Annotated in this window: 8 protein-coding genes; all 8 read left to right on the top strand. The window is 65.8% G+C overall.

The genetic code is table 11. From position 1 onward, the window contains the following. Nucleotides 1–61: 61 nt before the first annotated feature. The 8 genes from rplJ to tuf all read left to right on the top strand — a co-directional run bounded on the left by rplJ (nucleotide 62) and on the right by tuf (nucleotide 14,060). A complete protein-coding gene (rplJ, locus tag ACZ7DY_RS06055; RefSeq protein ID WP_150216777.1) occupies nucleotides 62–592 on the top strand; it encodes a 50S ribosomal protein L10 in 531 nt (176 codons plus the stop codon). A 108-nt stretch (nucleotides 593–700) separates the two neighbouring features. Next, nucleotides 701–1,084, top strand: coding sequence for a 50S ribosomal protein L7/L12 (gene rplL / locus ACZ7DY_RS06060; protein WP_471130705.1), 384 nt, complete (start codon nucleotides 701–703; stop codon nucleotides 1,082–1,084). 589 nt (nucleotides 1,085–1,673) lie between these two features. Further along, nucleotides 1,674–5,159, top strand: coding sequence for a DNA-directed RNA polymerase subunit beta (gene rpoB / locus ACZ7DY_RS06065; protein WP_471130708.1), 3,486 nt, complete (start codon nucleotides 1,674–1,676; stop codon nucleotides 5,157–5,159). Nucleotides 5,160–5,257: 98 nt separating this feature from the next. Next, a complete protein-coding gene (locus ACZ7DY_RS06070; RefSeq protein ID WP_471130711.1) occupies nucleotides 5,258–9,172 on the top strand; it encodes a DNA-directed RNA polymerase subunit beta' in 3,915 nt (1,304 codons plus the stop codon). Nucleotides 9,173–9,713: 541 nt separating this feature from the next. Continuing rightward, complete coding sequence (gene rpsL, locus ACZ7DY_RS06075; protein ID WP_003948652.1) at nucleotides 9,714–10,085, top strand: 30S ribosomal protein S12; 372 nt, start codon at nucleotides 9,714–9,716, stop codon at nucleotides 10,083–10,085. A gap of 2 nt (nucleotides 10,086–10,087) precedes the next feature. Further along, nucleotides 10,088–10,558 carry a 30S ribosomal protein S7 gene (gene rpsG / locus ACZ7DY_RS06080; protein WP_003974303.1) on the top strand — a complete coding sequence of 157 codons (471 nt, stop codon included), beginning with the start codon at nucleotides 10,088–10,090 and terminating at the stop codon, nucleotides 10,556–10,558. A 39-nt stretch (nucleotides 10,559–10,597) separates the two neighbouring features. Beyond that, nucleotides 10,598–12,724, top strand: coding sequence for an elongation factor G (gene fusA / locus ACZ7DY_RS06085; protein ID WP_471130712.1), 2,127 nt, complete (start codon nucleotides 10,598–10,600; stop codon nucleotides 12,722–12,724). Nucleotides 12,725–12,866: 142 nt separating this feature from the next. Further along, a complete protein-coding gene (tuf, locus tag ACZ7DY_RS06090; RefSeq protein ID WP_471132334.1) occupies nucleotides 12,867–14,060 on the top strand; it encodes an elongation factor Tu in 1,194 nt (397 codons plus the stop codon). The last annotated feature ends 428 nt before the right edge of the window (nucleotides 14,061–14,488 follow it).

The raw sequence follows: 14,488 nt of genomic DNA on the forward strand, positions 1-14,488 counted from the left end.
CGTTTCGTTTTGTCGGCCCCTTCTGAGCGGTCCTCATCACCCGGAAGGAGGCCGACGCTCTATGCCGACGCCCGACAAGGCTGCCGCGGTAGCCGAGCTCACGGACAAGTTCCGCAGCTCGAACGCCGCCGTGCTGACCGAGTACCGGGGTCTCACCGTGGCCCAGCTCAAGCAGCTGCGCCGTTCCCTCGGTGAAAACTCCGAGTACGCCGTGGTGAAGAACACGCTGACCAAGATTGCGGCCAACGAGGCCGGGATCAACACGCTGGACGACCTGTTCACGGGTCCGACGGCGGTTGCCTTCGTCACCGGTGACCCGGTGGAGTCGGCGAAGGGTCTTCGTGACTTCGCCAAGGACAACCCGAACCTCGTCATCAAGGGCGGTGTCCTTGATGGCAAGGCGCTGTCCGCCGATGAGTTCAAGAAGCTCGCGGACCTCGAGTCCCGCGAGGTTCTGCTCGCCAAGCTGGCGGGCGCCATGAAGGGCAAGCAGTCGCAGGCTGCCGCGCTCTTCCAGGCGCTTCCCTCGAAGTTCGTCCGCACCGCGGAGGCGCTTCGTGCCAAGAAGGCCGAGCAGGGCGGTGCCGAGTAATTCGGCTCGCACACTGATCGCCGCCTGAGGCGACGGTCGACGCGGGCCCAACGTACGCCCGCCTCCATGTACACACGGCACCAGCCGAATTAGTGGAAGGACGCCATCATGGCGAAGCTGTCCCAGGACGACCTGCTCGCGCAGTTCGAAGAGATGACCCTCATCGAGCTCTCCGAGTTCGTGAAGGCCTTCGAGGAGAAGTTCGACGTCACCGCCGCCGCCCCGGCCGCCGTCGCCGTCGCCGGCCCGGGTGCCCCGGCCGCCGAGGCCGAGGCCGAGCAGGACGAGTTCGACGTCATCCTCACGGGTGCCGGCGACAAGAAGATCCAGGTCATCAAGGTCGTGCGTGAGCTGACCTCGCTGGGCCTGAAGGAGGCCAAGGACCTCGTCGACGGCACCCCGAAGCCGGTCCTCGAGAAGGTCGCCAAGGACGCCGCGGACAAGGCCAAGGAGGCCCTCGAGGGCGCCGGCGCCTCCGTCGAGGTCAAGTGACCTCACGAGTCGTCTGACTCTCTTTCCCGTACGTGTGGCGGAAACGCTGTAACGCACGGGCCGCCAAGGGCGATCACCCATCTGGGTGGTCGCCTTTCGGCGTTCCAGGGCACTCGTGCGACGGGTGCCTTGCGATGTCGGTCCCGGCGAGTATGGTGATCTTCGTTGTGCCCTCGGAACGGCCCGTGACGGTGACGATCGCAGAGCGACGTCGGGGCAGAAGTCGGGGCAGGGGGGCCTTGACGAACCGCACGCAGCGCGCAATTCTCAGGACGCGTCGTCACAACGATCCGGATCCGAGGCATGGATCGGTGACGAAGAGGGCAGTATCGATGTGCATCGAGGGCGTGGCTTGCAGCAGGGGTTGAGAACAACGAGGGTCTTCAAAAACCCGCACTGGACATCAGTGGGCCGAGTGGCTACACTGACCCTTTGCGCTGCCTGTTAGCTGCCTCCTGCCCGTCACCAGGGGCATGCCCATGCTTGAGCACAGTGGACCGACTCTTCCCTGACCAGGGATGTCTGTCTCTGCGTCCAGCCTGGGACCGGTACGCGCGTAGTGAGTCCGAGCCCTCGGAAGGACCCCCTCTTGGCCGCCTCGCGCACTGCCTCGACCGCGAATACGAACAACGGCGCCAGCACCGCCCCGCTGCGCATCTCCTTTGCAAAGATCAAGGAGCCCCTCGAGGTTCCGAACCTTCTTGCGCTGCAGACCGAGAGCTTTGACTGGCTGCTCGGCAACGACGCGTGGAAGGCTCGTGTCGAGGCGGCTCTTGAAAGCGGACAGGACGTCCCCACCAAGTCCGGTCTGGAGGAGATCTTCGAGGAGATCTCCCCGATCGAGGACTTCTCCGGGTCGATGTCCCTGACGTTCCGCGACCACCGTTTCGAGCCTCCGAAGAACTCGATCGACGAGTGCAAGGAGCGCGACTTCACGTTCGCCGCCCCGCTCTTCGTCACCGCCGAGTTCACCAACAACGAGACCGGTGAGATCAAGTCTCAGACGGTCTTCATGGGCGACTTCCCGCTCATGACCAACAAGGGCACCTTCGTCATCAACGGCACCGAGCGTGTCGTCGTGTCGCAGCTCGTCCGTTCCCCCGGCGTCTACTTCGATTCCTCGATCGACAAGACGTCCGACAAGGACATCTTCTCCGCCAAGATCATCCCGTCCCGGGGTGCCTGGCTGGAGATGGAGATCGACAAGCGCGACATGGTCGGTGTCCGCATCGACCGCAAGCGCAAGCAGTCGGTCACCGTTCTGCTCAAGGCTCTCGGTTGGACGACCGAGCAGATCCTCGAGGAGTTCGGCGAGTACGAGTCCATGCGCGCCACCCTGGAGAAGGACCACACCCAGGGCCAGGACGACGCGCTGCTCGACATCTACCGCAAGCTCCGTCCGGGCGAGCCGCCGACCCGTGAGGCCGCTCAGACGCTGCTCGAGAACCTCTACTTCAACCCCAAGCGCTACGACCTCGCCAAGGTCGGCCGCTACAAGGTCAACAAGAAGCTGGGTGCGGACGCTCCGCTCGACGCGGGCATCCTCACGGTCGAGGACATCATCGCCTCGATCAAGTACCTGGTGAAGCTGCACGCCGGTGAGACCGAGACCGTCGGTGACAGCGGCACGTCGATCGTCGTCGAGACCGACGACATCGACCACTTCGGCAACCGTCGTCTGCGCAACGTCGGCGAGCTCATCCAGAACCAGGTCCGCACGGGTCTGGCTCGTATGGAGCGCGTCGTCCGCGAGCGCATGACGACCCAGGACGTCGAGGCGATCACGCCGCAGACCCTGATCAACATTCGCCCGGTCGTGGCGTCGATCAAGGAATTCTTCGGCACCTCGCAGCTGTCGCAGTTCATGGACCAGAACAACCCGCTGTCGGGTCTCACCCACAAGCGCCGTCTGTCGGCGCTTGGCCCGGGTGGTCTCTCCCGTGAGCGGGCCGGCTTCGAGGTCCGTGACGTGCACCCGTCTCACTACGGCCGCATGTGCCCCATTGAGACGCCCGAAGGCCCGAACATCGGTCTGATCGGTTCGCTCGCCTCGTACGGCCGCGTCAACGCGTTCGGCTTCGTCGAGACGCCGTACCGCAAGGTCGTCGAGGGCCAGGTCACCGACGACGTCGACTACCTGACCGCCGACGAGGAGGACCGCTTCGTCATCGCGCAGGCCAACGCGCCGCTGACGGACGACCTCCACTTCGCCGAGGCCCGCGTCCTGATCCGCCGCCGTGGCGGAGAGATCGACTACGTGCCCGGCACGGACGTCGACTACATGGACGTCTCGCCGCGCCAGATGGTGTCGGTCGCGACCGCGATGATCCCCTTCCTCGAGCACGACGACGCCAACCGTGCCCTCATGGGCGCGAACATGATGCGTCAGGCCGTGCCCCTGATCACCGCCGAGGCTCCCCTCGTCGGCACCGGCATGGAGTACCGCTGCGCGGTCGACGCCGGTGACGTGATCAAGGCCGAGAAGGCGGGTGTGGTCCAGGAGGTCTCCGCGGACTACGTCACGGTCACCAACGACGACGGCACGTACACCACGTACCGCATCGCCAAGTTCTCCCGGTCGAACCAGGGCACCTCGGTCAACCAGAAGGTTGTCGTCGACGAGGGCGCCCGCGTGATCGAGGGCCAGGTCCTGGCCGACGGTCCCGCGACCGAAGAGGGCGAGATGGCCCTCGGCAAGAACCTGCTCGTGGCGTTCATGCCGTGGGAGGGTCACAACTACGAGGACGCGATCATCCTGTCGCAGCGCCTCGTGCAGGACGACGTCCTCTCCTCGATCCACATCGAGGAGCACGAGGTCGACGCCCGTGACACCAAGCTCGGCCCGGAGGAGATCACCCGGGACATCCCGAACGTCTCCGAGGAGGTCCTCGCCGACCTCGACGAGCGCGGCATCATCCGTATCGGTGCCGAGGTCGTCGCCGGCGACATCCTCGTCGGCAAGGTCACGCCCAAGGGTGAGACCGAGCTGACGCCGGAGGAGCGCCTGCTCCGCGCGATCTTCGGCGAGAAGGCGCGCGAGGTCCGTGACACCTCCCTGAAGGTGCCGCACGGTGAGATCGGCAAGGTCATCGGCGTCCGCGTCTTCGACCGCGAAGAGGGCGACGAGCTGCCGCCGGGCGTGAACCAGCTGGTCCGCGTCTACGTGGCGCAGAAGCGCAAGATCACCGACGGTGACAAGCTCGCCGGCCGTCACGGCAACAAGGGCGTCATCTCGAAGATCCTTCCGATCGAGGACATGCCGTTCCTCGAGGACGGAACTCCGGTCGACATCATCCTGAACCCGCTGGGTGTCCCGTCCCGAATGAACCCGGGACAGGTCCTGGAGATCCACCTCGGCTGGCTCGCCAGCCGCGGCTGGGACGTCTCCGGCCTCGCGGACGAGTGGGCGCAGCGCCTCCAGGCCATCGGCGCCGACAAGGTCGACCCCGGCACGAACGTCGCCACCCCCGTCTTCGACGGTGCGCGTGAGGACGAGCTCGCGGGTCTGCTGCAGCACACCATCCCGAACCGCGACGGCGAGCGCATGGTGCTCCCGTCCGGCAAGGCGCAGCTGTTCGACGGCCGCTCCGGCGAGCCGTTCCCGGACCCGATCTCGGTCGGGTACATGTACATCCTCAAGCTGCACCACCTGGTCGACGACAAGCTCCACGCCCGTTCGACCGGTCCGTACTCGATGATCACCCAGCAGCCGCTGGGTGGTAAGGCGCAGTTCGGTGGTCAGCGCTTCGGTGAGATGGAGGTGTGGGCGCTCGAGGCTTATGGCGCCGCGTACGCCCTTCAGGAGCTCCTGACGATCAAGTCCGACGACGTGACCGGCCGCGTGAAGGTCTACGAGGCCATCGTCAAGGGCGAGAACATCCCCGAGCCCGGCATTCCCGAGTCCTTCAAGGTGCTCATCAAGGAAATGCAGTCGCTCTGCCTCAATGTGGAGGTGCTGTCCTCGGACGGCATGTCCATCGAGATGCGCGACACCGACGAGGACGTCTTCCGCGCGGCGGAGGAGCTCGGCATCGACCTGTCCCGGCGCGAGCCGAGCAGCGTCGAAGAGGTCTGACGGGTCTGGTCGGGGCCTCCTCGTGAGGCCCCGGCCCTGCCCCGGACCCGTACAGACCATGATTGAGACTCGACCCCGAAAGAGGGATTGACGACAAAGTGCTCGACGTCAACTTCTTCGACGAGCTGCGGATCGGCCTTGCCACCGCGGACGACATCCGACAGTGGTCCCACGGCGAGGTCAAGAAGCCGGAGACCATCAACTACCGCACGCTCAAGCCCGAAAAGGACGGACTCTTCTGCGAGAAGATCTTCGGTCCGACCCGGGACTGGGAGTGCTACTGCGGCAAGTACAAGCGTGTCCGCTTCAAGGGCATCATCTGTGAGCGCTGTGGCGTAGAGGTCACCCGCGCCAAGGTGCGCCGTGAGCGGATGGGCCACATCGAGCTCGCCGCCCCCGTCACCCACATCTGGTACTTCAAGGGCGTCCCGTCGCGCCTCGGCTACCTCCTCGACCTCGCCCCGAAGGACCTCGAGAAGGTCATCTACTTCGCGGCGTACATGATCACGTTCGTGGACGAGGAGCGCCGCACCCGCGACCTGCCCTCCCTGGAGGCGCACGTCTCCGTGGAGCGCCAGCAGATCGAGAACCGTCGCGACTCCGACCTGGAGGCCCGCGCCAAGAAGCTCGAGACCGACCTGGCCGAGCTCGAGGCCGAGGGTGCCAAGGCCGACGTGCGCCGCAAGGTGCGCGAAGGCGCCGAGCGCGAGATGAAGCAGCTCCGTGACCGCGCCCAGCGCGAGATCGACCGTCTCGACGAGGTGTGGAACCGCTTCAAGAACCTCAAGGTCCAGGACCTCGAGGGCGACGAGCTGCTCTACCGCGAGCTGCGTGACCGCTTCGGCACGTACTTCGACGGCTCCATGGGCGCCGCTGCCCTGCAGAAGCGCCTGGAGTCCTTCGACCTCGACGAGGAGGCCGAGCGCCTCCGCGAGATCATCCGTACCGGCAAGGGCCAGAAGAAGACCCGTGCGCTCAAGCGCCTCAAGGTCGTCTCCGCGTTCCTGCAGACCAGCAACAGCCCCAAGGGCATGGTGCTGGACTGCGTGCCGGTCATCCCGCCGGACCTGCGTCCGATGGTGCAGCTGGACGGTGGCCGCTTCGCGACCTCCGACCTGAACGACCTGTACCGCCGCGTGATCAACCGCAACAACCGCCTGAAGCGCCTTCTCGACCTCGGTGCGCCCGAGATCATCGTGAACAACGAGAAGCGCATGCTCCAGGAGGCCGTGGACGCCCTCTTCGACAACGGTCGTCGTGGTCGCCCGGTCACCGGTCCCGGCAACCGCCCGCTGAAGTCCCTGAGCGACATGCTCAAGGGCAAGCAGGGTCGTTTCCGTCAGAACCTTCTCGGCAAGCGCGTGGACTACTCCGCGCGTTCCGTGATCGTCGTCGGTCCGCAGCTGAAGCTGCACCAGTGTGGTCTGCCGAAGGCCATGGCGCTGGAGCTCTTCAAGCCGTTCGTGATGAAGCGCCTGGTCGACCTGAACCACGCGCAGAACATCAAGAGCGCCAAGCGGATGGTCGAGCGCGGCCGCACGGTCGTGTACGACGTCCTCGAAGAGGTCATCGCCGAGCACCCGGTTCTGCTGAACCGTGCGCCCACGCTGCACCGCCTCGGCATCCAGGCCTTCGAGCCGCAGCTGGTCGAGGGCAAGGCCATCCAGATCCACCCGCTCGTCTGCACCGCGTTCAACGCGGACTTCGACGGTGACCAGATGGCCGTCCACCTGCCGCTCTCCGCGGAGGCGCAGGCCGAGGCCCGCATCCTGATGCTGTCCTCGAACAACATCCTGAAGCCGGCCGACGGTCGTCCCGTCACCATGCCGACCCAGGACATGGTGCTCGGTCTCTTCTTCCTCACCACGGACGAGGAGGAGCGCAAGGTCATCGGCGAGGGCCGGTCCTTCGGCTCCACGGCCGAGGCGATCATGGCGTTCGACGCCCGTGAGCTCTCGCTGCAGGCGAAGGTCGACATCCGCTTCCCGGTGGGCACCATCCCGCCGCGCGGCTGGACCCCGCCGACCAGCGCCGAGGGCGAAGACTTCGGTGACGAGCGCGCCTACCAGCAGGGCGACAGCTTCCGGCTGCGTACGACCCTGGGCCGCGCGCTCTTCAACGAGCTGCTGCCCGAGGACTACCCCTTCGTCGACTACTCCGTCGGCAAGAAGCAGCTCTCCGAGATCGTCAACGACCTCGCCGAGCGCTACCCCAAGGTCATCGTGGCGGCGACGCTCGACAACCTGAAGGCGGCGGGCTTCTACTGGGCGACCCGTTCCGGCGTCACCGTGGCCATCTCCGACGTCGTCGTGCCCGAGGCCAAGAAGGCCATCGTCAAGGGCTACGAGGAGCAGGACGAGAAGGTCCAGAAGCAGTACGAGCGCGGTCTGATCACCAAGGACGAGCGCACGCAGGAGCTCATCGCGATCTGGACCAAGGCGACCAACGAGGTCGCCGAGGCGATGAACGCGAACTTCCCCAAGACGAACCCCATCTTCATGATGGTTGACTCGGGTGCCCGAGGAAACATGATGCAGATGCGCCAGATCGCCGGTATGCGTGGTCTGGTGTCGAACGCCAAGAACGAGACGATCCCGCGCCCGATCAAGGCTTCGTTCCGCGAAGGCCTCTCGGTGCTCGAGTACTTCATCTCGACCCACGGTGCTCGTAAGGGTCTTGCGGACACGGCTCTCCGTACCGCCGACTCCGGTTACCTCACCCGTCGTCTGGTCGACGTCTCGCAGGACGTCATCATTCGCGAGGAGGACTGCGGCACCGAGCGCGGTCTGAAGCTGAAGATCGCGGTCAAGGGCGAGGACGGTGTGCTCCGCAAGACGGAGAACGTCGAGACCTCGGTCTACGCCCGCATGCTGGCCGAGGACGTCGTCATCGACGGCAAGGTCATCGCGCCGGCCAACGTCGACCTCGGTGACGTCCTCATCGACGCCCTGGTCGCCAACGGCGTCGAGGAGGTCAAGACCCGCTCGGTCCTGACCTGTGAGTCCGCGGTCGGCACCTGTGCCTTCTGCTACGGCCGCTCGCTCGCCACCGGCAAGCTGGTCGACATCGGTGAGGCGGTCGGCATCATCGCCGCCCAGTCCATCGGTGAGCCCGGTACCCAGCTGACGATGCGTACCTTCCACACCGGTGGTGTGGCCGGTGACGACATCACCCAGGGTCTGCCCCGTGTCGTCGAGCTCTTCGAGGCCCGTACGCCGAAGGGTGTCGCCCCGATCTCCGAGGCCGCGGGCCGTGTCCGCATCGAGGAGACCGAGAAGACCAAGAAGATCGTCGTCACCCCGGACGACGGCAGCGACGAGACGGCGTTCCCGATCTCGAAGCGTGCCAAGGTCCTGGTGCGCGAGGGTGACCACGTCGAGGTGGGCCAGAAGCTCACCTTCGGTGCCACCAACCCGCACGACGTGCTGCGGATCCTCGGTCAGCGTGCGGTCCAGGTCCACCTGGTCGGCGAAGTCCAGAAGGTCTACAACTCGCAGGGTGTGTCGATCCACGACAAGCACATCGAGATCATCATCCGGCAGATGCTGCGCCGCGTGACGATCATCGAGTCCGGCGACGCGGAGCTGCTGCCGGGCGAGCTCGTCGAGCGCTCGAAGTTCGAGACCGAGAACCGTCGGGTCGTGACGGAAGGTGGCCACCCGGCCTCCGGCCGTCCGCAGCTGATGGGTATCACCAAGGCCTCGCTGGCGACGGAATCCTGGCTGTCGGCCGCCTCCTTCCAGGAGACGACCCGAGTCCTGACGGATGCGGCGATCAACGCCAAGTCCGACAGCCTCATCGGCCTCAAGGAGAACGTCATCATCGGTAAGCTCATCCCGGCCGGTACGGGTCTCTCCCGCTACCGCAACATCCGGGTCGAGCCGACCGAAGAGGCCAAGGCCGCGATGTACTCGGCCGTCGGCTACGACGACATCGACTACTCCCCGTTCGGCACGGGCTCCGGCCAGGCCGTCCCGCTGGAGGACTACGACTACGGGCCGTACAACCAGTAAGGCCTACGTCTGTTGAAGGGCGGTCACCTCTCGGGGTGGCCGCCCTTCGGCGTTTTCGGCGGCGCGGGCGCAGGAGGCGTCCAGGGCGCCGGAGGGGCCGGGCCCGGTCCCGCGGACCCGGTCGTGCCCCGTGGTGCACGCGTCGCGGCCCTGAGGGGCCGTAGGGGGTGCGGGGGAGGGGTACGCGGGGCCCGGATGCTCCGGGGACCTGGGCTTTCGAGCCCGAATCGGGGCCGGCACCGAATTGATCAAGGCATTCCGCGGTGTCCCCGATGCATTCAGATGCCCGGCGTGTCGGGGCCCATCGCATTTGTTTTGACCAGACTCGATGAGGTAGGTACGCTCAGACCTTGTGCCTGGGGTGTGCCTGGGCTCGTGCGCGTGTCTTCAACCGCATCGCGAGTCCGTCAACAAGGCCACCGTGATCTGCGCTCCTTTCCGCCCTGCGGCGGGAGTCTGCAGCATTCGACACACCCGACCGCGTGGGTCGGCGATGTTCCGGGTTAGCTTTACTATTCGGCACACAGAAACCGGAGAAGTAGTGCCTACGATCCAGCAGCTGGTCCGCAAGGGCCGGCAGGACAAGGTCGAGAAGAACAAGACGCCCGCACTCGAGGGTTCGCCCCAGCGCCGTGGCGTCTGCACGCGTGTGTTCACGACCACCCCGAAGAAGCCGAACTCGGCCCTCCGTAAGGTCGCGCGTGTGCGTCTGACCTCTGGGATCGAGGTCACGGCCTACATTCCGGGTGAGGGACACAACCTGCAGGAGCACTCCATCGTGCTCGTGCGTGGTGGCCGTGTGAAGGACCTGCCTGGTGTTCGTTACAAGATCATCCGCGGTTCCCTCGACACCCAGGGTGTCAAGAACCGCAAGCAGGCCCGCAGCCGCTACGGCGCCAAGAAGGAGAAGTAAGAATGCCTCGTAAGGGCCCCGCCCCGAAGCGCCCGGTCATCATCGACCCGGTCTACGGTTCTCCTCTGGTGACCTCCCTCATCAACAAGGTGCTGCTGAACGGCAAGCGCTCCACCGCCGAGCGCATCGTGTACGGCGCCATGGAGGGCCTGCGCGAGAAGACCGGCAACGACCCGGTCATCACGCTGAAGCGCGCGCTCGAGAACATCAAGCCGACCCTCGAGGTCAAGTCCCGCCGTGTCGGTGGCGCGACCTACCAGGTCCCGATCGAGGTCAAGCCGGGTCGTGCGAACACGCTCGCCCTGCGCTGGCTCGTCGGTTACTCCCGCGCCCGTCGCGAGAAGACCATGACCGAGCGTCTGCTCAACGAGCTCCTCGACGCCTCCAACGGCCTCGGTGCCGCTGTGAAGAAGCGCGAGGACACCCACAAGATGGCCGAGTCCAACAAGGCCTTCGCGCACTACCGCTGGTAGTCGCTACCCACATCGAGACCGAGAGAAGACTGAGCCGACATGGCTACCACTTCACTTGACCTGGCCAAGGTGCGCAACATCGGCATCATGGCCCACATCGACGCGGGCAAGACGACGACCACCGAGCGGATCCTGTTCTACACCGGTGTCTCGTACAAGATCGGTGAGGTCCACGACGGCGCCGCCACGATGGACTGGATGGAGCAGGAGCAGGAGCGTGGCATCACGATCACCTCTGCTGCCACCACCTGTCACTGGCCGCTGAACGACGTCGACCACACCATCAACATCATCGACACCCCGGGCCACGTCGACTTCACCGTCGAGGTGGAGCGTTCGCTCCGCGTGCTCGACGGTGCCGTGACGGTGTTCGACGGCGTCGCCGGCGTTGAGCCCCAGTCCGAGACCGTGTGGCGTCAGGCGGACCGCTACGGCGTCCCGCGCATCTGCTTCGTCAACAAGCTCGACCGCACCGGTGCCGAGTTCCACCGCTGTGTCGACATGATCGTCGACCGCCTCGGTGCGACCCCGCTCGTCATGCAGCTGCCCATCGGCGCAGAGGCTGACTTCAAGGGCGTCGTCGACCTCGTCACCATGAAGGCCTTCGTCTGGTCCGCCGAGACCAAGATGGGCGAGGCCTACGACATCGTCGACATCCCCGACACGCACACCGAGGCTGCCGAGGAGTACCGCGGCAAGCTCCTCGAGGCCGTCGCGGAGAACGACGAGGAGATGATGGAGCTGTACCTCGAGGGCCAGGAGCCCACCGAGGAGCAGCTGTACGCGGCGATCCGTCGCATCACCATCGCCTCCGGCAAGGGCGGCGACACCACCGTCACCCCCGTCTTCTGCGGTACCGCGTTCAAGAACAAGGGCGTCCAGCCCCTGCTCGACGCGGTCGTGCGCTACCTGCCGTCCCCCCTGGACGTCGAGGCCATCGAGGGCCACGACGTCAAGGACCCGGAGATGGTCGTCAAGCGCAAGCCGTCCGACGACGAGCCGCTGTCGGCCCTCGCGTTCAAGATCGCGAGCGACCCGCACCTCGGCAAGCTCACCTTCGTCCGGATCTACTCCGGTCGCCTGGACTCCGGCACCGCGGTGCTGAACTCCGTCAAGGGCAAGAAGGAGCGCATCGGCAAGATCTACCGCATGCACGCGAACAAGCGTGAGGAGATCGAGTCGGTGGGCGCCGGTGACATCGTCGCCGTCATGGGCCTGAAGCAGACCACCACCGGTGAGACGCTGTCCGACGACAAGAACCCGGTCATCCTGGAGTCCATGGACTTCCCGGCGCCGGTCATCGAGGTCGCCATCGAGCCCAAGTCCAAGGGCGACCAGGAGAAGCTGGGTGTCGCCATCCAGCGTCTCTCGGAGGAGGACCCCTCCTTCCGCGTGCACTCGGACGAGGAGACCGGCCAGACCATCATCGGTGGTATGGGTGAGCTCCACCTCGAGGTGCTCGTCGACCGCATGAAGCGCGAGTTCCGCGTCGAGGCGAACGTCGGCAAGCCGCAGGTGGCCTACCGCGAGACGATCCGCAAGGCCGTCGAGCGCGTGGACTTCACCCACAAGAAGCAGACCGGTGGTACCGGTCAGTTCGCGAAGGTGCAGATCGCGATCGAGCCCATCGAGGGCGGCGACGCGTCGTACGAGTTCGTGAACAAGGTCACCGGTGGCCGCATCCCCAAGGAGTACATCCCCTCGGTGGACGCGGGTGCTCAGGAGGCCATGCAGTTCGGCATCCTGGCCGGCTACGAGATGACGGGCGTCCGCGTCACGCTCATCGACGGCGCCTACCACGAGGTCGACTCCTCGGAGCTCGCCTTCAAGATCGCCGGTTCGCAGGCCTTCAAGGAGGCCGCTCGCAAGGCCAGCCCCGTGCTGCTCGAGCCGATGATGGCCGTCGAGGTCACCACGCCCGAGGACTACATGGGCGATGTCATCGGTGACATCAACTCCCGCCGTGGCCAGATCCAGGCCATGGAGGAGCGCAGCGGCGCTCGCGTCGTGAAGGGCCTCGTGCCCCTCTCGGAGATGTTCGGCTACGTCGGAGACCTCCGCAGCAAGACGTCGGGTCGCGCAAGCTACTCAATGCAGTTCGACTCCTACGCCGAGGTTCCGCGGAACGTCGCCGAGGAGATCATCGCGAAGGCCAAGGGCGAGTAACTCACCCGAGTTCACGCTTTAGGCTTGACACCATCCGCCGGGGTTCGACCCCCAAGGCAAGAACCCCGGCGGCTGGCATACCAGCAAAGATCACCTGGCGCCGATGAAGCAAGGCGTACAGAACCACTCCCAGGAGGACCCAGTGGCGAAGGCGAAGTTCGAGCGGACTAAGCCGCACGTCAACATCGGCACCATCGGTCACATTGACCACGGTAAGACGACCCTCACGGCCGCCATTACCAAGGTGCTGCACGACGCGTACCCCGACCTGAACGAGGCCTCGGCCTTCGACCAGATCGACAAGGCTCCCGAGGAGCGCCAGCGCGGTATCACGATCTCGATCGCGCACGTCGAGTACCAGACCGAGGCGCGTCACTACGCCCACGTCGACTGCCCCGGTCACGCGGACTACATCAAGAACATGATCACGGGTGCCGCGCAGATGGACGGCGCCATCCTCGTGGTCGCCGCCACCGACGGCCCGATGCCGCAGACCAAGGAGCACGTGCTCCTGGCCCGCCAGGTCGGCGTTCCGTACATCGTCGTCGCCCTGAACAAGGCCGACATGGTGGACGACGAGGAGATCCTCGAGCTCGTCGAGCTCGAGGTCCGTGAGCTCCTCTCCGAGTACGAGTTCCCGGGCGACGACGTTCCGGTCGTCAAGGTCTCGGCGCTCAAGGCGCTCGAGGGCGACGAGGAGTGGGGCAAGTCCGTCCTCGAGCTCATGGCCGCCGTCGACTCCGCCATCCCGGAGCCGGAGCGCGACGTCGACAAGCCGTTCCTCATGCCGATCGAGGACGTCTTCACGATCACCGGTCGTGGCACGGTCGTCACCGGTCGTATCGAGCGTGGTGTCCTGAAGGTCAACGAGACCGTCGACATCATCGGCATCAAGACCGAGAAGACCACCACCACGGTCACCGGCATCGAGATGTTCCGCAAGCTGCTCGACGAGGGCCAGGCCGGTGAGAACGTCGGTCTGCTCCTCCGTGGCATCAAGCGCGAGGACGTCGAGCGCGGCCAGGTCATCATCAAGCCCGGTTCGGTCACGCCGCACACCGAGTTCGAGGCCCAGGCCTACATCCTGTCGAAGGACGAGGGTGGCCGTCACACCCCGTTCTTCAACAACTACCGCCCGCAGTTCTACTTCCGCACCACCGACGTGACCGGCGTCGTGACCCTCCCCGAGGGCACCGAGATGGTCATGCCGGGCGACAACACCGAGATGACCGTCGAGCTCATCCAGCCCGTCGCCATGGAAGAGGGCCTGAAGTTCGCCATCCGTGAGGGTGGCCGGACCGTCGGCGCCGGCCAGGTCACCAAGATCAACAAGTAAGTCCCCGACTTGCTTGCGGATCGGGGTAACCCGGTCGCTCTGAACTGAGCGCAGCGAAGGGCCCCGTCCACCTCCGGGTGGGCGGGGCCTTTTGCGTTCCTTCGCGAGGGCCGGCGGGGGCTTTGCGTACGCGATCTTGGCCGTGGCAGCTTGACAGTTCGCCCCGATTGGCCTTCGGCACGCCCCGTATGGCACACTGTTCAGGTTGCTCGGTTGAGTGCCGATGCTGTGCGCCTCCCGCCGGGAGGACTGGAAGCGAGTCCCACAGTACTCGTCGCCTCATCTGTCGAGGGTCGCAAGGCCCGCAGGCAGCGCTGTGGCGGACGTACGGGAATCTTTTGGGAAGTGCAGTGCGGTGGCTCGGCCAGGCGCCCGGTGGGTTTCTTCCCCCGGACCCGCGGTCATTCAGGGCCGCAGCCCCTGGCAGG

The sequence above is a fragment of the Streptomyces sp. NPDC037013 genome (assembly GCF_055607265.1).

Bases quoted from the DNA above. Each gene is read 5' to 3' on its own strand.
- rplJ (WP_150216777.1), top strand. From the start codon at position 62: ATGCCGACGCCCGACAAGGCTGCCGCGGTAGCCGAGCTCACGGACAAG.
- rplL (WP_471130705.1), top strand. From the start codon at position 701: ATGGCGAAGCTGTCCCAGGACGACCTGCTCGCGCAGTTCGAAGAGATG.
- rpsG (WP_003974303.1), top strand. From the start codon at position 10,088: ATGCCTCGTAAGGGCCCCGCCCCGAAGCGCCCGGTCATCATCGACCCG.
- fusA (WP_471130712.1), top strand. From the start codon at position 10,598: ATGGCTACCACTTCACTTGACCTGGCCAAGGTGCGCAACATCGGCATC.